At 49.1% G+C, this 20,239-nt stretch carries 8 protein-coding genes; 4 read left to right on the top strand and 4 right to left on the bottom strand.

The window, feature by feature from the left end:
- The first annotated feature begins 447 nt into the window (after positions 1–447).
- The 4 genes from CIL02_RS14365 to CIL02_RS14380 all read left to right on the top strand — a co-directional run bounded on the left by CIL02_RS14365 (position 448) and on the right by CIL02_RS14380 (position 12,388).
- Positions 448–3,243: a right-handed parallel beta-helix repeat-containing protein gene (locus CIL02_RS14365; RefSeq protein ID WP_094402750.1), complete on the top strand. Its 2,796-nt coding sequence runs from the start codon at positions 448–450 to the stop codon at positions 3,241–3,243.
- A 614-nt stretch (positions 3,244–3,857) separates the two neighbouring features.
- Positions 3,858–5,699, top strand: coding sequence for a rhamnogalacturonan lyase (locus tag CIL02_RS14370; RefSeq protein WP_094402751.1), 1,842 nt, complete (start codon positions 3,858–3,860; stop codon positions 5,697–5,699).
- Positions 5,700–6,182: 483 nt separating this feature from the next.
- The gene (locus tag CIL02_RS14375; protein WP_170935116.1) at positions 6,183–8,891 is read left to right on the top strand and encodes a helix-turn-helix domain-containing protein; all 2,709 of its coding nucleotides are present in this window, start codon (positions 6,183–6,185) and stop codon (positions 8,889–8,891) included.
- A 134-nt stretch (positions 8,892–9,025) separates the two neighbouring features.
- Complete coding sequence (locus CIL02_RS14380) at positions 9,026–12,388, top strand: right-handed parallel beta-helix repeat-containing protein (protein ID WP_141210259.1); 3,363 nt, start codon at positions 9,026–9,028, stop codon at positions 12,386–12,388.
- Between the two features lie 351 nt (positions 12,389–12,739).
- Here the strand turns inward: CIL02_RS14380 and CIL02_RS14385 are convergent, their stop codons facing one another.
- The 4 genes from CIL02_RS14385 to CIL02_RS14400 all read right to left on the bottom strand — a co-directional run bounded on the left by CIL02_RS14385 (position 12,740) and on the right by CIL02_RS14400 (position 20,141).
- Complete coding sequence (locus CIL02_RS14385) at positions 12,740–14,047, bottom strand: ATP-binding protein (protein WP_094402756.1); 1,308 nt, start codon at positions 14,045–14,047, stop codon at positions 12,740–12,742.
- A 529-nt stretch (positions 14,048–14,576) separates the two neighbouring features.
- Complete coding sequence (locus CIL02_RS14390) at positions 14,577–18,734, bottom strand: glycoside hydrolase family 2 TIM barrel-domain containing protein (protein ID WP_094402758.1); 4,158 nt, start codon at positions 18,732–18,734, stop codon at positions 14,577–14,579.
- Between the two features lie 11 nt (positions 18,735–18,745).
- Positions 18,746–19,897 (bottom strand): T9SS type A sorting domain-containing protein, encoded by a 1,152-nt coding sequence (locus CIL02_RS14395; RefSeq protein ID WP_094402759.1) that lies wholly within the window; start codon positions 19,895–19,897, stop codon positions 18,746–18,748.
- A gap of 40 nt (positions 19,898–19,937) precedes the next feature.
- Positions 19,938–20,141, bottom strand: coding sequence for a hypothetical protein (locus CIL02_RS14400; protein WP_094402761.1), 204 nt, complete (start codon positions 20,139–20,141; stop codon positions 19,938–19,940).
- Between the last annotated feature and the right edge of the window lie 98 nt (positions 20,142–20,239).

Raw genomic sequence — 20,239 nt, forward strand, 5'->3', positions numbered from 1 at the left:
TCCGTGTTTTTTTTACTTACCCTCCATTTTGTCCCACAGATTTCACAGATTTCACAGATTTTGTCTGTATGGCCCCTGTCCTGACTATCGCATCCTTTGAGCTTACTACCTCCCCTCTCCCCTTGGAGAGGGGCTGGGGGTGAGGCTTCTCCCTCTTCTTTCTGTCCTGACAATCCGTGTCATCTGTGGGACAATACCGAGCAGGAATATTCCTATCAGCTTGATGATGAGAGAGACACCATGGGCTCTGGTGCTATATAGTCGGACAGAAGGGATGGATTGAAATTGTTTTTCTATACTATACCAAAGATTTATTGTCTCAATTAAGAAAGATTAAAAAAAAATGTTATCTTTGCAACGCATAATTGAGACATCTACTAAAACTATTACCAGTAACACATACTATAAAAGTATATATATTAAAACAAACTATAATAATCCTACATTATGGCACACTCTCTTCTACTGCGAACAGTCATCGCACTGCTCACGTCTTTGTCAGTCCTTCAGGCATACTGCCAGGACGACCCGCTCTATTTCACTCATGACTTTGAAGACAAGAGCATCTATCCGTCGAGCCGCACAGCAACCGAACAGACGTTCAACGCTCCCTACGGTGAATGGATATACGTCAATGCAAGCTCAAGTACCAATTCAAGCTATCTGCGCACTGGCATGGGCACACGCGACCTGCGTATGCCTAAGAACATTGGCAGCTATGTAGTACTGCCCCTGCTCGACCGCGGTGCCAAGGAATTGTCGTTCATGGAGGGACGTGGCGACAGGAGCATCACTGTTTATACTTCCGAAGACGGAGGAAAGACATGGACGCTACATTCAACGGTAGCGACAGACAAAACGTCGTACACCAACCATGTGGCAATCAGCAATATCAAGGTGAACCGCATAAAACTCGCTAATGAAGGCACTGCCGATGCAGACGTGGACAATATTCAGGTGTCTATCCTCGCTGCCGGAACGAAAGCTACGATGCGGACGGGCGACGCAACGGACATCACAAAGAACGGCGCAACGGTGGAAGGAGAAATCCTCGATACAGGTGACAAGGATATGGTTGAATGGGGTGTTTGCTGGAGCACGGAGAATAGTATCCCGAAGACTGCCGACTACAAACAGATGGCAACAGAGAATCCCTTCCAGATAAAAATAACAGGCATTGAAGCAGGAACCACAGTATATTACAGGGCATACGCCATAACAGGTGCCGGCACGGGATATGGAGAGGTGAGCACCTTCAGCACCAACGATGCTACAATGGCTATGCTATCTACGACAGAGGCCATACTGAATTCCACATCGACAGACCACAGCACCATGTCTGCTTACTCCGGTGGAACAATAACCGACAACGGAGGGGCGACACCTATATTATATGGTGTTGTGTATGGCACGAATGTTCTCCCAACAACAGAAAAGTCAACGAAGGCTATCGGCAACGGTATCGATGCCGACGGCAGCTTCAACGCCGTCATGCGCCTCTTGCCTAACACAACTTACTACTACCGAGCTTTCGCTACGACAAAGGCCGGCACGGCATACGGCGACGAAAGAAGCATCACGACGGGAGATCTTGTCATTCCCGACTTCGACGGACAGATAATCCATTGCGCACCTACAGGAAATGACGAGACAGGAGATGGCTCGGAGGCAGCTCCTTTCTTCTCTCTGCAGAAAGCTGCTGACATGGCTCAAGCTGGCGACACCATATTTATGATGGCGGGAACATACGTATATGACGCACGCATCAACATCCTGCACAACGGAAGAGAAGATGCATACATCAATGTCTTCGCAAAGGGAGGACGCGCTGTGCTCGACTTCTCCGGCATGCCCTACCACTCACACTCTGACAATCCATATCAGGGCATCAGACTATGCGGCAGCTACTGGCACTTCTACCGCATCGACATAACGAACGCAAGCGACAATGGTATGCTCATCGAAAGGAACAAACCTGATGGAGGCACGGCTCAGGACATCATCAACGCAACAGACCAGGCACACGATAACATCATAGAAGAGTGCAACTTCTATCGCAACGGTGATTCTGGACTACAGATGAAAAACCTCGCCTCAAACAACCGCATCATCAACTGCGACTCTTACCTTAACTGCGACGAAGGACAGGGTGACGCCGATGGCTTCGCTCCGAAGATTTCCGTAGGCGACGGCAACTATTTCTATGGATGCCGGGCATGGTGCAACTCCGACGATGGATGGGATGTCTTCTATAAGAAGGACGGTGGCTTCGGTGACAATATGACGGTCATTCTTGAAGAGTGTCTGACGTACAAGAACGGATTCCTCGACGAGAACACCATAGCGCCAAGCGGCAACGGTAACGGATTCAAGATGGGAAGCGACCAGGGGGCAATGAACCTTTACATGAACAGATGTCTTGCTGTCTGCAACAAGTCGAAGGGATTCGACCAAAACCACAATGCAGGCGACATCATCATGAACAACTGCACGGGCATGACGCTGAAGAGCATAAGCGACAAGGCTTACTCATATAGAATCTACGAGTCGATAGCTGACGGTCATGTCGTCAGACTCACTAACTGTATCGCCATCAACGACAATGAGGCTACGGACAAAATAGACACAAGCACCGGTCTGCCCAAGGCTGGAGAAGAAGGAAAATACGGACAATATGGACGATTCCAGGTTGACACCTCGCTCAATGGACTGACAACAACGACATGCGAGTTCAGAAAAGCTTCGCCAGACCAATTCATCGACACAGAGAACCATGCCATGCTCATCGCTCCCAGAAATGACGACGGCAGTCTGCCTTATTCCACCTTCGCAAGGATAAAGGACGAGTCGTTCCTCATTGACAAAGGAACACCGGTAGAGGCTACGCTGTACAGAGGCATTGAAGTGGAAGGCATAGCCTACACCGGAACGGCTCCTGACCTCGGAGCATACGAGAAGGAAACTGGAACGACAGGAATAAAAAGCACTGTCGCAACAGAGGAAACCAACAACCTGCGCATAACAACGACAATGGGCGGAAGGGTGATGCTCACCGTATGCAACGCCTCTGGCACACAGCATTTCAAAGCTATCGTATACGACGAGAATGGAAGGCTAACGGCAAACCACGATTTCGTGGGAACAACGACGATGCTGCCTGCAATCACAGGAAAAGGTATCTTCATCATCAGGGTGGAGAACGGAAATGGATGGAAAGCAACAGCTAAGATTGCTGTTCGCTGAAACTGAAACACATTTTTCGCATGCGCCACCCCAAACCACCTGATTATTCCACGTGACTCGTTGATTATCATCATACGCTATATGATGGCGCATAAAAAGTGATGAAGTCAGGGAATTGCTGGTTCATGCTATATCTCGAGTGACAATATATTGTTGCGTGGTCTATGCATATATATATCATTGCCGATAAGGTTAATAACCTTAAGGCCGTAAGGTTAATAACCTTTCAGCCGTAAGGTTATTAACCTTATCAGGGATGCAAACGTATTCATCTCCTATGGCAAACGGTTTCACCCACTTCATTTAATAATATACTTCAGGAATAATATATTATTATGCGTCACTCCATATTTCTGATGAACCGAATTGCTCCATTATTTGAAAATATGCATCCAAAAGGAGTGAGTTTCTCGGATTTTATTACTATCTTTGCCCTGTCTGTTGGGTTTTATACATATTTTGATTTGCAACAATAAGAATAGGTGAAAAATCTGACATGACAAATTCCTGTGCCGCTCGGCTTTGACGCTTGCCATAAGCAAGGACTCTTTGTTGCTCAGGAACTTACAATAATAGTTAAACTAATGTGCTACGGAATTTTGGTAAAACAAATCATGAAACAGACTATTCTTCTATCCTTAGCTTGCCTCCTTGGCACACCTACCGTCTCGGCACAGCCACGCTACGACATGCAGCACATCTGCAGGGAAAAGCTCAACAGGGGCGTAGTGGCCATAAAGAGCAACGGAACGGTGACGGTATCATGGCGGCTGCTCAAAGCCGACCTGGCTGACACTCCCTTCGACGTTTACCGCAACGGCAAGAAACTGAACAGCAAGCCAATAGCAGACGGCGGAACATTCTTCATCGACGAGCAGCCACTGCCTTCTGATGCCACCTACGAGGTAAGGGGAGGCAGTGCCAACGGCTCATTCCTGCTCACGGCCAATGCTCCCGAAGGCTATCTGCCGATAAAAATAGACAAGCCTGCAGAGATGACCATGCCCGACGGCAAGAGTTGCACCTACTCGGCCAACGACTGCTCCGTGGCTGATGTAGATGGGGATGGAGAATACGAGATTATCCTGAAATGGGAGCCGTCCAATGCTGCCGACAACTCACATACGCGCTATACGGGCAATGTCTTCTTCGACTGCCTGAAGCTCGACGGCACAAGGCTGTGGCGCATAGACATGGGACGCAACATCAGGGCCGGAGCACACTATACGCAGTTTATCGCCTACGACCTCGAGGGTGACGGAAGGGCGGAGCTGATGATGAAGACTGCCGACGGCACTATCGACGGCAAAGGAAAGGCTATCGGTGACCCGACGAAAGACTGGCGATGCCATCAGCAGGGCAAATGCCTCGGACGCATCATGGATGGCCCGGAATACCTTACCGTCTTCAACGGACTGACGGGCGAGGCCATGAAGACTGTTGACTACATCCCTGACCGTGGACCGCTCGGCAGCTGGGGCGACAGCTACGGTAACCGATCCGAACGCTACCTTGCGGGAGTGGGATACCTCGACGGCCACCGCGCATCGGCAATCTTCTGCCGAGGCTACTACACGCGCACCGTCATAGCGGCATGGGACTGGGATGGCAAGGAGCTATCCTCACGATGGGTCTTCGACACCAACAACCCCGAATGGAAGAGCTATGCCGGACAGGGCAACCACAACCTGCGCATTGCTGATGTCGATGGCGACGGAAAGGACGAAATAACGTTCGGCTCCATGGCGGTAGACCACGACGGACGGGGACTCTACAACACTGGCTTCGGACATGGCGATGCCCTGCACCTCATGCCATTCTATCCTGACAGCGACAAGCTGCAGGTATGGGACTGCCACGAGAACCGCCGCGACGGCTCTGACTTCCGTGATGCTGCCACTGGCAAGGTGATATTCCAGCTGCCGGCCAACTTCGATGTCGGAAGGTGCATGGCTGCTGACATCGACCCAACAAATCCCGGAGTGGAGATGTGGAGTGCCAACAGCGGGGGCATCAGAAACGTAAAGGGCGAGCTGGTGAAGCCTGCAGAATACGAGGAGCCAACAATGGACAGGAAGAAGAGAAGAGGTATGTCCACCAACTTCGGCATCTGGTGGGACGGCGACCTGCTGCGCGAATTGCTCGACCATGAGAGCGTACAGAAATACGACTGGAAGACGGGACGCGTAGACATCATCAAGCGTTTTGATGGTAGGTTCAACAACTGGACAAAGTCCAACCCCTGCTTAAGCGGCGACATCATCGGCGACTGGCGCGAGGAGGTGCTCATACGCGATGAGGCCAGCACCCTCCTACGCCTATATGTCACCGACATTCCAACACCCCATCGCATCCCCTGCCTCATGGAGGACATACCCTACCGACTGAGCGTAGCCACCGAGAACGTGGCATACAACCAGCCACCCGAGCCCGGCTTCTACTTAGGAACAAAGTAGCCTCACCCCCGGCCCCTCTCCAAGGGGAGAGGAAGAAAAGCCTCACCCCCAGCCCCTCTCCAAGGGGAGAGGGGAGGTAGTAAGCTTAAAGGATGCGATGGTCAGGACAGGGGCATACAGACAAAATCTGTGAAATCTGTGAAATCTGTGGGACAAAATGGAGAGGAAAAAGCCTCACCCCCGGCCCCTCTCCAAGGGGAGAGGGGAGGTAGTAAGCTCAAAGGATGCGATGTTCAGGACAGGGGTATACAGATAAAATCTGTGAAATCTGTGAAATCTGTGGGACAAGAATGGAGGGAAAGTAAATAATCCACGGAGGACACAGATTAAGAGAAAATAATCTTTATAATAATGAGTAGTGCAATAGATAAAACTAACGGCGGTGATGATTTTTGCCTTTTCAGAACACTCAAGTACCCAAAGTGGCTTGTTACATTTTTTTTTGCAGTGGCATATTGTCTCAATATCGCCGCACAAAACATAGTGGTACGACCATTTCCCTTCGTCCGTCAGTTATACACTAATAATATCTATGAAATCTTTCAGGACCGTGAGGGCTACATCTGGATTGGCACTGCGTCAAGTCTGCAGCGCTGGGATGGACATTGGCTGACGAACTTCCGTAACACCGACTCGCGCACACACCTTCTAGCCGACAACAATATTTCGAATATTGTTGACACCGACCAGCTGCTGTGGATATGTACCAGTGGTGGCTTGACCCTTTATGACAAAGCAAAGGGACATTTCTTTCAACCTACAGACAAGCGCATCCGTGGCAAATGGACAAACAGCATGTGCAACGATAGTGACGGTGGCATGTGGCTGGCTATTGGCACAGAGTTGTACCATTGCGATGCCACCTGTACTCAGATTGAACAGGTCAACCCGTTTGGCAACAAGAATGGGAAGCACAATATCAATGCTCTATACATGGACAGCAAGGGCATGCTCTGGCTGCTGTGCAGCGATGGCACCCTGATGAGGGGGCGTGGCAAGCGGTTCGACGCCGTCAAACCCATACCTGATGGTGTGGCATGCACTATGTTTGAGGATGCGGATGGACGCTATTGGTTTGGAACCTGGGGGCAAGGATTGTGGCAGTATCTGCCCGAAAAGGCGAAAGCTAAAGGCGACTGTTGGTTGCAGCATCATGTGCAGGACAATGACGAAGGAGGCGAGGAGGATATATTCTTCTGCATACAGCAAGATAGGACAAAGCGCTGGCTGTGGATGTTGTCGTACAAGAAACTCTATGTGCTCGAATATGCAGGCGGAAGGTTGAAACCAATAGACCTGACAGCCTACTTGTCACCACGCCACGAGTACACCAATATGATATGTGATAACGTGGGTAATATCTGGCTGGCGGCTAACGATGAGAGTTCCATTGTAAGCTTTGACTCTTCGGGCATCCTCAGCTATCACCCTCTTCTGACTTCGTGGCAGACTGATGAAGACCTGTACAACGTGCATGCTGATGGCAACTATATCTGGCTGAACTGGCAACGCAATGGCTTGCAGTTGTATGATCGTGCCCGCAATGAGATGACCAGCCTTCGAAACCTGAACCTACCAGAGATGTCGGTTATTCGTCCTTCACGTAAAAATGAATCCGTGTGGGTAGCACAGAAATACTATTCGACGGCCTATCGCCTTACTCGTGATCAGGGGCGTGTGTCCGTGGAGGACAAACTGGATTTGGAAGCTGTGCTGAAAGATTCATGTCCCATCTTAGACATCTGTGAGGACAACGGTGGCATTGTTTGGATGCTTACGCCTCGGCATCTGGCTGCAAGACTAACAGATGTAGGCAAGACCATAGCCGTTGCAGACATCAAATCTCCAACTGCCATCACTCAATCAACTAAGACGGGCACCATGCTGTGTGCGGCAGGCCACAGTCTTTACCGCTGCAAGGCTGAAGAAAGGTATTTGACATGCAGTACTGCCGCCGCACTCGATATGCTGTCGGACAACGAGAGGGTTATAGCCATGAGCCTTGACAGCAACGACGGCCTCTGGTTGGCGACATCCATGGGCAGGACCTTCAGCAGCGACCGGCATATGAAGAAGTTCCACCCATCGCCTGTAGATACATTGCTACGTGACGGACTTTGCGAGGATATCGTCTCTACACGGACCTCTGTGTGGCTGATGAATAACAAGAAGGTTGTGTGCTATAACCTGCAACGCAAATGTGCTACTATCTATCCGGTCACAGACGAAATTGTCAATATCCTCAGTTTCCGTCATCGCGCTATATGTACTGATGGAGACGGTGTCCTTGCTGGTGGATATGGTGGCTTCACTCACTTGCCTGAACAGCGTAATACGAAGTCTTCCAGAGTTTCATGCCCTGTACTGACAGACGTCCTGCTGGATGGTACGAGTATTTTTTTCAACAACAATAACGCATCAGAGAGTTCATTCAGTCATGCCATCCTGCCATCCGATGCCCACAACATAGAGTTGCGGTTGTCTCAGTTAGCATACTATACAGGCATGAAGCAGCACATGCAGTATCGTCTTAAGGGATTTGAGGACATGTGGTCTGAACTTGAATCTACATACCATCAAATCACTATTACATCACTCCCGTGTGGAACCTTCAATCTCGAAGTTCGCATTGAGCAACCTGATGGAAAGTGGAGTAAACCTTTTGGAGTAGCAACATTGGAGCGACTCCCAGCATGGTATGAGACGACCGTAGCTTACATTATATATATAGTAATAGCAATAGCGGTATTGGCGGTAACAGTATGGCACGTTCGGCGTCGCCATCAACGAAGATTGGAAACTGAGGTGATGCAAGCTAAGGTGGCAGTCATAACTGCCGATCACCACCTCACGGACAAGATGGTTGCCATCATCGACCAGCACCTTGACGACTCAGACTTTGGGTTGGAACAATTGTTGGCAGAGATAGGTATGAGCAAGAGTACTCTCTATCGTCAGCTGAAGACCGAGACCGATATGACACCATCTGACTTTATCCGTAACATCCGTATGAAACGTGCCTGTGAGATGTTGCAGGGTCGTACGATGACCGTGTCTGAAATTGCGTATGCCACCGGTTTCTCAACACCAAAATACTTCACTCGCTGCTTCAAGGACATGTTTGGCAAGACTCCTACGGATTATGTACGAAGCTATCAAAAGTCAACGGAGATATTCGACGATCAGGGGTAAAAAACGTGTCAAACGGGGGTATAAACGTGTCATGAAACCCTTTTTACCCCACAATAAGCCTATTTTGAACCCTTTTCTGCTACAAAAGGGATACTTTTGCGCCATCATTTCAATTAATCAAAAGTTTAATCAAAATGGCAACAAGACACAATCTATTCATGGCATTGCAAGCTGGAGCTTGCCTGATGTCATTACTTCTGGCACTACCGGCAACGGAAGCCAGAGCAGACGAACAACTGCCTGTCACAACCGTTTGGGTTTCGCCCAACGGTAATGATGCAAACAGCGGAGCGCAAGACACCCCTTTGGCAACGCTACAAAAGGCGTTGCAGATGGTGAGGGAATTGCGAAAGGCAGGAAAACCGCTTGGAGAGGTTCACGTAGTGCTCAAGGGTGGAACGTATTATCTGAATAGCACACTGGCACTGACTGCCGAAGATAGTGGTACGCCAGAGTCGCCAACCATCATTGAGGCAGAAGAAGGACAAAGCGTTATGCTGAGTGGCGGAGCTGTCATCCGCAACTGGGAGATAGCTGAAAGCATAGAAGGTCTGCCAACCATTGCTCAGGGACATGTATGGAAAGCCACCATTCCACAGTGTGAAGGGGCTGCAGTTCCTTTCCGCCAAATGTGGATAGGCAAGAACAAGATGCGACGCGCAAGCACATTCGACAAGCAGTCGCTTCCTCGTATTTTCTCTGTGAACAAGTCGAAGGGTGAGCTCATTGTTCCACGCCCTACACAGAAATTTGCCAATGCCGACGGACTGGAGATGACTATCATTCAGGACTGGGTTACGAATGTTATGCGTGTAGATGGCATCACCTCGGCAGGCGAGCACAGCATCTTCACTTTCAAGAGTCCGGAGAGTGGCATTGAGTTCAAACGTCCATGGCCTATCCTTCGTGCTGATGCAAGCAGCTCTACCAATCACATGTTCTACCTCTCCAACGCGATAGAGCTCCTCAATCGTCCTCAGGAGTGGTATGCCGATGGCGAGCAGGGGGTGGTGTATTACTGGCCTCGCTGTGGTGAGACACCTGAAACGACCGAAGCCGTTGCGCCAATGCTTGAAACACTAGTCAACCTAACAGGCGACAATGACAATAAGATTGAGAACATCACCTTCCGTGGAATTACCTTCGCACATAGCACATGGTTGCGTCCTTCACAACAGGGACATGTGCCATTGCAGGCAGGTCAATGGCTCTATAATGCCTATACTGATCCTTCTTCACGTGCAGGCAATGTGGCATGGGTAGGACGACCTGCTTCGGCAGTCAGTGTGAGCAATGCACGTTCTGTTACGTTTGAGGGTTGCAATTTCACTCAGACAGCATCTACGGCTATAGACTTTGTTGCTGGCAACAAGCAGATGATAGTGCGTGGCTGTACCTTCAGCGACATTGGTGGAACAGCTATCCTTGCAGGCTACTTCGGTGACGAGAACTTTGAAGCCCACGAAGCCTACAATCCCGAGAATCCAGATGTTGTGTGCGACAGCATAGTCATTGACAACAACTACATTGCTCATCCTGCAACAGAGGACTGGGGCTGTCTGGGAATCTGCATCGGCTATGCATCGAGTGTTACCATCAGTCACAATGAGATCTACGACACTCCTTATTCTGCTATCAGTGTGGGATGGGGATGGACCAAGGAGTCAAGCTGTATGCATGACAATCACATCACTGCCAACTACATACACAGCTTCTGCAACCAGATGCGCGATGGCGGTGCCATCTATACATTATCTTCGCAGCCAAACTCATCAATTGAAAACAATCGAATAGAAGATGTAGGCAATCCTATGTTCAACCCTATCATGTGGGAGAATATGGCGCACGCTCAGTTTGACCTATATACGGACGAGGGAACAGACTACTATACTGTCAAGAACAACTGGTGTGAACGTGGCGAGATCTCAAAGAACAAGAACGGATCACATAACACATGGGGTACCAACAACAAGAATGTATCCGAAACCATCAAGCAGGCTGCTGGTCTCCAATCTACTTATGCAGCTATCAAACAGCTGGTTAAGGAACAAGACCTTGCTCCACAGGATTCTATCAGCGATGATTCAGAGGATTATCAGACACTCTCATATCCCACGCCTAAGACCACAGGCGAACCTGTAAAGCTTCTTGTAGATGGCGAGGAGTATGCCATACAGAACAGCAACACAACTCTTGCCAACCGTAATTTCTATTGGGAATGGGGCACATATCTGCGTACTCATTCCGACGGCAAGATGGACGATGTGACCTTCATAGCACATGAGCATCAGAGGGATGGAAAGATTTTGTGGTCTTTTCAGATAAGTTCAGAACCAGGTAAGGGTAAGTACATGGGACGAAGCAATGGCTCAAATGTGCAGATAACCGAAAATGAGATGTTATGGAATGTCAGTTATGTCGAAAGCAGCACAAAAGAGGGTAACGGCTTCGTGCTTCTTCTTGACGGCGACAAGCCTGGCGAGGGACATGAGATGGTTATGAACGGCAGTGCCGACTGGGTAGTGAACTATGTTGACGGCAGCACTACTGACAAAACATCAGAAACTACTCACTGGTCTTTTGTGCGTACGACAGACATCAATAATGCAGACGTCAAGAAATACAATGACGCAAAGCTCAGTCTCTACCAGTATCTCGTTGAGGCATCGCAGATGTGCGAAAGGGGTATCATGGCAGCGGCAGATGCATACGACAATGCCATTGTAGTGTACAACAGGGCTGATAACACAACAGAGGATTTGTTGCAGTCTGTAGAGGATATTAAGAATGTAATCGTAGCATCAACGGCTAACTACGAGCAGGATGTTCCAGCATCGTATGGCATAGTGAATCCAAGTTTCGAAAATACCTCCTCGCAGCATAACACAAACAGTTCCGTACCCTTTGGATGGATAATGACAAAGGATGGTAATGAGGTGACAGATGCCACTCAGTGGGCGTGGTGTGGAGCAAACACCGATGCAAATAATGCAGATGGATACTTCATCTGGGGTGTATGGCACTGGGGAGCCTATGGTAATATGGAGCTTTCTCAAACACTGACAGGTCTGCCTAATGGACGTTGGAAGCTTACTGCACGGCTCATGAACAATCACACAGAGAATGGCAACCTAGCTCGAATCTTTGCAGGTGAAAATAGCATGCTGGCAGGTGATGCCAGTGCATACAACACATTGCCTGAAGGTGAGTATTGCAGCTTTGAGGGTTCGTGGGCAGAGAATGACTGGGATCTGAGTCACGTCATGACCGTATATGCTAACGTAAGCGATGGTATGCTAACCATCGGCGCCAAGTCGAACGGATTTTTCAAGGTTGATGACTTCAAACTTACATATCTTGGAGATATTCCAAGTACTATCTCGGATATGCCAGGACGAACGCCTCAATCTAATGTAATATATGATCTGACAGGAAGAAAGGTCAACACCGTAAGGCATGGTGTGTACATAATCGATGGCAGAAAAATTGTCTATTAAAACATCCCCCCTCCCACAAAAATGGGTAGGGGGCTGCTATGCGTCCAGGTCAGCCATGCGAGGGGATGCTTAATGTCCTTGCCTCTTGCAATCATTTTGCACGCATATTTAAACCACAGAGTTAAAGAGAACCAACGGTCACCGTCCGAAGGGTAAGGTAAAAAGAGATTTGTGATTTTATAGAGTAGGTCGCAAGTGACAGAGGACACAGAGTTTCCTTGCGGCAAACATGATGCGCAGCTCTCTATGAGCTCTAAATGCCTTGGCATTCACCCTCTTTCATTAGTATAAATACTCTATATCTCTTAAACTCTGTGGTTTAAAATATGCACGATTTACCCGTTGTGCTTTTTAGTAAGATGCCGATACATCCCAATAGCTTTTGATAGCATATAGAGGAACATTGACTACCCAATCCTCCTCACGGTAGTCAGCCATTGAGGTTCGTAGGCAACTTACTTCGGGGTTCTCGTTGTGGAAAGCCTTGAGGGATTTTGATTGAAGGTTTTCCTCTGATTTAACTTCTACGGCAACAATGTCAGCGTCGTGCTGGACCACGAAATCCACCTCCTGGGTACTGTTTTCCTTGCTGTAGTAGAATACCGATAGATTTCGGCAATTATGTAGCTGTGAACATACGAAGTTCTCAGTGAAACTGCCCTTGCTTTCTTTCATCTTGTTGGGTAGCAGCATCAGCGAGGGCGGCATGTCGTTCATTGCACCGAGTAGTCCGCAGTCGAGCATATACAGTTTGAATGATGAAAAATCTGCATAGCACCCTAATGGCATACCTGGTTTGCTCACCCTGTCTATCTTGTAAACCAAACCGGCATCGAGAAGCCATTGTATGGCAATCTCAAAATCCTTAGCCCTTGCACCTTTTCTCACAGCACCATATACGAATTTGCGGTTTTCCTTTGCGAGTTGTGCAGGTATGGATTTCCACACTTGGTTTATTCTTACGGCTTCATTCGTGGGCGCATGTTTGGATATGTCCTTATCATAGGCAAGAAGAATCTCCTTTTGTATTTCCCTCACCTGTACGGTGTCATTTGTTTCAAGGTGTTTCTTCACAGCTTCAGGCATGCCTCCAGTGAAATAATATTCCCTGAGCGATTGAATATACAAGCTTCGCATGCTGGCAACGACATCCCATTGTCTGTTCTTCAGCATTTCATACATTTGCTTCTGTCCTTTAGCCATGAGAAACTCCTCGTATGTCATTGGTTGGATATTTAAGGTGTTTACTTTTCCAACAGGGTATGACTCACCCTGATGAAGAGTAATGCCGAGCAATGATCCTGCTACTGCAACATGATATTCGGGGGCGTTCTCGCAAAAATATTTCAAGGCATTAAGTCCTCTTTTCAGTTCTTGTATCTCGTCAAGAATTATGAGGGTTTTGCCCGGTTTGATGCTAACATTAGTTATAGAACTAATAGCGAGCAGGATGCGTCTGATGTCATAGTCGGGTAGAAAAAGGTCCTTGACCATTTCGTTATCATCACAGTTTATGTATGCCGTTTGTTCATAATATCTCCTTCCGAACTCCTTGAGGATATATGTCTTGCCTACTTGTCGGGCGCCAAGCAGGATAAGTGGTTTGCGGTCGCTTCTATCCCTCCATTTTATGAGGTTTTTCATTATCTCTCTTTCCATTACATTACAGATTTTGCAATTTGTCTGCAAAAGTACGTAATAATCACCATATTACAAAATATCATCGCATTTTTATGAGGGACTTTTATGCATAATACAACATTTTTATGAGGGACTTTTGTGCACAATACAACATTTTTATGAGGGACTTTTGTGCACAATACATATTCTTAACCGAATAAAATCTGCAAAAAAACAAGCTGACAATGTAGTTTTACTATTTTGCTTGTCCCACAGATTTCACGGATTTCACAGATTTTGTCTGTATGCCCCTGTCCTGACCATCCGTGTCATCAGTGTCATCCGTGTGACAACATCGCACCCTCTAAGTTTACTACCTCCCCTCTCCCCTTGGAGAGGGGCTGGGGGTGAGGCTTCTCCCCTTGGAGAGGGGCTGGGGGTGAGGCTTCATCCCTTCCTTTCTTTTGTTTACTGTTAAAATAAAAAATAGCACTAACCCAACGGAAGCTTCCACTCTACCGAGGGGAAAAAATCGTTGGGTTAGTGCGATTATTAGTTACGAAACAGTCTATTCCGGCTTAAACCTCAGCGTATAGGTGTAGCTGCCGCTCGTCGGACATTGGTACTGCGACAGAGCCTGGTCGCCACCGCAACTATTGTTGCCAAGTCCACGCTGGTAGTAGTCGAAGTGCGCATATATCTGCGACTGCTTAGTCATGTCATACCAGTGGAGACCGTCGGACCACATAGTGTCGCCAGAGCCGTACCATGATTTCTCGTCGAAGTGTCCGAGCGAGAATGCCACCTGTCCGCTTGTCTTCACATTGAGCTTCACGTTGGCAGAGCTGTTCGTCAGCGTCAGCTCACGGAGGTCCTGATGGTCGCCGAATGTCTGCGGATGCGGGAATTCCTCCATGAAGTCGTCTACCGTAGTGGTATATCGTCCGAGCCATGAGCCTGTCTTGCGGTCTACGTAGTTAGACCATGGGCCACGGCCGTAGTACTCCACCTGCTCGAAGCCGCTGGGGAACTGCATGCCCAGTCCGATGCGGCGTGTTACACCCGTTGGGGAGAACGTCACTACCATATCCACCGTGGCGTCGGGATAGAATGTATATGCTATTGTGTACGAGCAGTTGGTTGCCGTTCCCCTCATAGTCATTGTCGCCTTGTTTCCGCTCTTGGCAAGAGCAGATGTGACGCTTGTATTGCTGCTGTTGACACATGTAGCAGAAAGGCTACGGTCGTTGTCTATGTCACGATAGCTGTTGAAGTCGGGAGCAGCATACATAAGCGACTGACCACCGTATGTCCATGATGACATCTTGCCGCTGCTGAATCTGATGCTCCATGCCTTGCCCGATGGTGTCGTTCCGCTTACCGTTGTTCCGCTTACCGAGATAGATCCTGACGATGTGCTTACCGTTGGCAGCGATGGCCATGATGCCAGCGTAAACTCACCCTCGGCTACAGGATATCCCTTGTATGCCCACATCTCGTCCTCTGCGAGGCAGAGCTGTAGATGCAGGATATACTCTGCGTCCGTTGTCGTAGAGGTAGTGTAAGGTATGCTTACCGTGCCTGTTCTTCCGGCTGCTATCGACGGCATGCTTACGATACCGCTCTCCACGCGCCGTCCGTCCTTCAGCACGAACCATTGCAGGGCATACTTGTTCAGATTGACGAAATTGTTCTTGTTCTTTATCGTCAGCGTCTTGTTGCTCAGCGATGAGAATGTCACGTTCTTATATACGTTCTTCACCTCGGCAAGCTCTGCGCTCCACTGGCGGTCGGCAGTGATAAGACCGTTGTTGAGGAAGTTGCCCTGGAAGCCGTAGTTCACGCCACCTGTTGAATTGTAGTCATAGCCAGAAACATAGTAGTTGAAGCCGTTGGCGTCCTTCAGCGTTCCTGCTGCAATCTTCGTTGGGTTATAGATGCTCTGGTCCACGAAGTCCCAGATACATGCGCCGATGATACCCGTGCTGCTCTCTATGATATCCCAATACTCCTGCAATCCTCCTAATGAGTTGCCCATTGCATGTTCGTACTCACAGATGAAGTAAGGCATGCCGTTATATCCGCTCTTGTTGCTGTTTAGTCTCTCTATCGTAGGATACATGTTCGAGCCGAGGTCGCTGTAACTCTGGTTCTGCTCGTTGTGTATCAGTCGGCTGTCGAGGCTCTTCACCATATTGTACATTCCTCTGAAGTTGCTTCCTGCTCCACACTCGTTACCCAACGACCAGAAGATGACGGACGGATGGTTACGGTCGCGCTTCACCATGCGCTCTGCACGGTCGTTCATTGCATTCTGCCAAGAGCTGTTGCTGGAGATAGCAGTTCCTACATAGTGGCACTCCACGTCTGCCTCGTCCATACAGTAGAGTCCGTAGGCATCGAACATGGCATACATCTTCGGCTGGCGTGGATAGTGGCTGGTGCGCACGGTATTGATATTTGCCTGCTTCATCAGCTCCACATCACGCAGCATGGTTTCCAGGCGTATGGCACGGCCCGTCAATGGGTCGGTGTCCTGAGTGTTCACGCCCTTGAAGTAGACCCTTTGTCCGTTGATGAGCACGGTATTGTCGCTTTGTGTGATATTGCGGAAGCCATAGCGTGTAGAGAATGCCATTTCCTCGTTGCCGCTGGCATCCTTCTGGCTTATGAGCACGGTATACAGGTTTGGCTCCTCGCAGCTCCATGCCTTCAGGCCTGAGAGTCCGGAGAGGGTAACGGTCTTGGTTGTAGTTGTTGCCGATGACATGGAGAATGTGGTAGAGCCAGAGGCTATCTCGTTGTCATCATTGTCGAGCAGGGTGACATCTACAGTCTTTGTTGCCGAGCCTCCGTCACGGTTGTCCATTGTCAGGGCTACGCTCATGCTTCCTGCTGTGGCGGCGGTATTCGATGCCGAGAATGTTATCACGTGGTCGCTGACGAAGGTCTTCGGGGTAGCAACGAGATATACATCACGGTGTATTCCCGACAGATGCCACATGTCCTGGCCCTCTAAGTAAGAGCCGTCGCACCAGCGGTATACGCATACCGACAGCTGGTTGTCGCCTGTAGAGACGAAGCCTGTGAGGTCAAACTCAGCATCGGTGTTCGAACTTTGCGAGTAACCCACGAAGTTGCCGTTCACCCATACCACTATCGCACTGTACGCTCCGTCGAAGTGCAGGAATATCCTCTTGTCGCTCCAGTCCTCGGGTATATTCATCGTCCTGCGGTAGAAGCCCGTTGCGTTGTGGTCTTGAACACCATAAGATGTATATCCTGTATTTGCATCTGGGGCGCTGCTTAAGAACGGGTAACCGACATTAGTATATACAGGCTTGCCGTAACCGGCCACCTCCCATGACAGTGGAACCTTAATGTCGTCCCATCCGCTATCATCAAGGGGCTCTGAATAATAATTGTATGAGCCTGGTGTACCCGATGTTCCTGAATTGAACTTGAATTTCCATGTACCATTTAGGCTCTGGTATTCTGTGTTATTCTCCGGTGTCAGCCAAGGCTTGTGGTAATTGACGTCTGCCTTCAGGGCTGCAGTCGAGGCGTAAGGCATGAATGTAGCATGTGCATCTTCCTTGTACTTGGCATATATCGTCTGGTCAGCGACCCAGCTAACATTGAAGCTGCCATGATTTGGTGTCTCCGTAGTGCTGCCGCCACCAGAGTCACCACCACCTGACTCGCCACCACCTTCTGATGATCCATCGACAAGAATGAATCCGAACACAGCAGCTTCGCTCTCGTCTGTGGTGCGTGTCATGATCTCGCCCGATGAGGTTGTAAGGTAATAGATTGTTGTAGAACCTCCATCCGTGTATTTTGCGCGGAGCTTATAGGTATTGTTACCCTGACTTACGAGATAGAACTCCTGATTCTCATTTTGGCTGTTATCATAAGACACCTCATCCGTCCACTGCAGCGGACTTAACGATGTGTTATTGTTGGCCATATCAATGGCAAGACCTGAGAGGACGCTCTTGAAGAGATATGGATAGCCTGAATCAAAGGTACTGTTCACAACTGTCCACTGCTGTCCAGTGGCATTGGTCAGAGACTGGACCTTCAAGCTCTCGTCTACGCTTCTCGTTGTCACGGTGATGGCCTTCGTAGGGTCATCCACCGGTACGATATAGTAGGACTTGCCGTACTCTGGAACTACGTATGTGGAGGTCTCTGTGGCATCAGTTATAGTCACAGCTTTATATGTGGCATAGCTTCGTGTATTTCCCTGTGTGCTGCCTATCTGCACGCTTGTCTGCGAAAGCAAGCTGGAGAGAACAGTTCCTGGATAGTCTGAATGTACTACGCCGTTTATGCTCAGTCCGGCTGATGACAGCTCTACGGTAAGGTCAGTGCTTGAGAGTATTATGTCTGTCTGTACACTGGCGTTGCTCATATTGACCCAGTTCAGCTGTAGCTTTTTTTCGCTTGCGGTATAATACAGATGGACATTGTAATAGCCGTTCCAATCGCCGATGCCCGTTCCTATCGACAGGATATTCTCCCACGTTGTGGATGAGGAGCATGTGCTGAGGTCTATCTCTGCCTTAATGCTCTGTGTCGTAAAGTCTATGCTTGCTGTCTGTGAGAATGAGACCCCTTTGGGGGCGTAGTTGCTCCACAGTGTGGTGTCAGCCTGAGCAGTTCCTAAGCCGAGCATCATGTAAACTGCCACGGCCCATATATATAATAATGTATGTCTCATATTTGTGTCTGTTATCTTTTCACTACTTTCTTTCCGTTCACTATGTACAGTCCGCTGGGCAGTCCGTCAAGCGATGTAGCATTGGTCTTGACCTTCTGTCCGTTGAGGTTGTAGATGTCGTAGGGCTTGGTGTCGAAAGACTCTACGATGCCGTCGATGGCTGTCGAGCCGCCAATTGTCCAGTTGCTGAGCTTCGACTGCCCCGTCGCATCCTCCCACATGTAGCTGCGGAAGCCGTAGAGGTCCATGTCGGATGTCAGGTGGTAGAGTTTGTTCTGGCTCCACACGTATGCCCTGGCTGGTACTGTTCCCTTGACGAAGGTACCGATAAACGTTATTCCTTCATGCCTTACGTCCGTAGGAGCCTCTGCGAAGCCGCTAACATTGTCGAACTCATAGTTAGTGTTGTCGGATGCTGCCTTGGTGGGCCACAGCAGGTAAGGAATTCCTGCCTCGGCACTATCCACGGGAGTGAAGTCTATGGTCTCGTCGGTAGCTCCTGTGAACTCAAGGAGCACGCAGTCGTCACCGAACTGATTCCTCAACTGCGCCGCGCTGATTCGGAACGGACAGCATAGTGTATTCCACATGTTAAGCGCAAGCGAACGCTGGAACAGCACGTTGAATGTTCCTATAGGACGGCTGTAGCTTGTATCGCCCTCCTTCAATGTCAGCGTAGGAACCACGTAGTCGTTGGCAGACACAAATTCCCACTGCGCCTTCTGGTCACTTGCCGATGGGGCCAACGGGTTGCGCAGGACGTCGCCTGTAAGGTCGCTATATTCCAGATAGGTGTAGGCGTTCACGCCGCTGTTTCTCAGTGCAACATTGTACGTGCCATTCTCTGCTGCCGTAAATGTCCACTCTTCGTACATGCCGCCATTGCTCAGGAGCCTCTCGGGCACTGTTGCCGACAGCTTGTCGGAGGAGTCCAGCAGGTAGTAGGTACCTACGGTGCTGTTGGCTGACTGCAAGGTCAGCGGTGTGCCACTTGCCGACAGCATCACCCTACCCTTGCCATCCTGGCAAAGATACTGGCTGGTGTGGACGTTCCTGATGTAGTAGCTGCTGCCATTAGTGGGCTTCTGTCCGCTCTGCGCCATAGCCCCAGGGCATACGGCCATAGTCATGGCAACAAAAGTCAGAAATAGGTTCTGTCTCATAATCGTTTTATTACTCTGTTCATTTGTGTGTGTTTGTGTATTACTCCTCATCGTCTCCCCACAGGTTTCCCCGCTTGGAGTTGATGGTAGGTGTAATTCCGTCTCCCGTAGGATTATACTCATTAACGTTGCCCAATGGAAAGCTGGTTTCACTTGCTCCAAATTCAGGCGATGCTGCAAGCAGTGCATCCATTGGAAGCTCATGCACCTTAATGTTTGGTTTTTGATAAAGTTTCTTTTTCATAATTAGTATTTTGTTGTTATAAATTCGTCTATATCGAACCGTGTGACAATCCCCACAGCTGCTTATCTTTATTCACACGGATTTCACGGATTTCACAG

Origin of the sequence: Prevotella sp. P3-122 (genome assembly GCF_002251365.1) — a bacterium.
Classification (GTDB): domain Bacteria; phylum Bacteroidota; class Bacteroidia; order Bacteroidales; family Bacteroidaceae; genus Prevotella.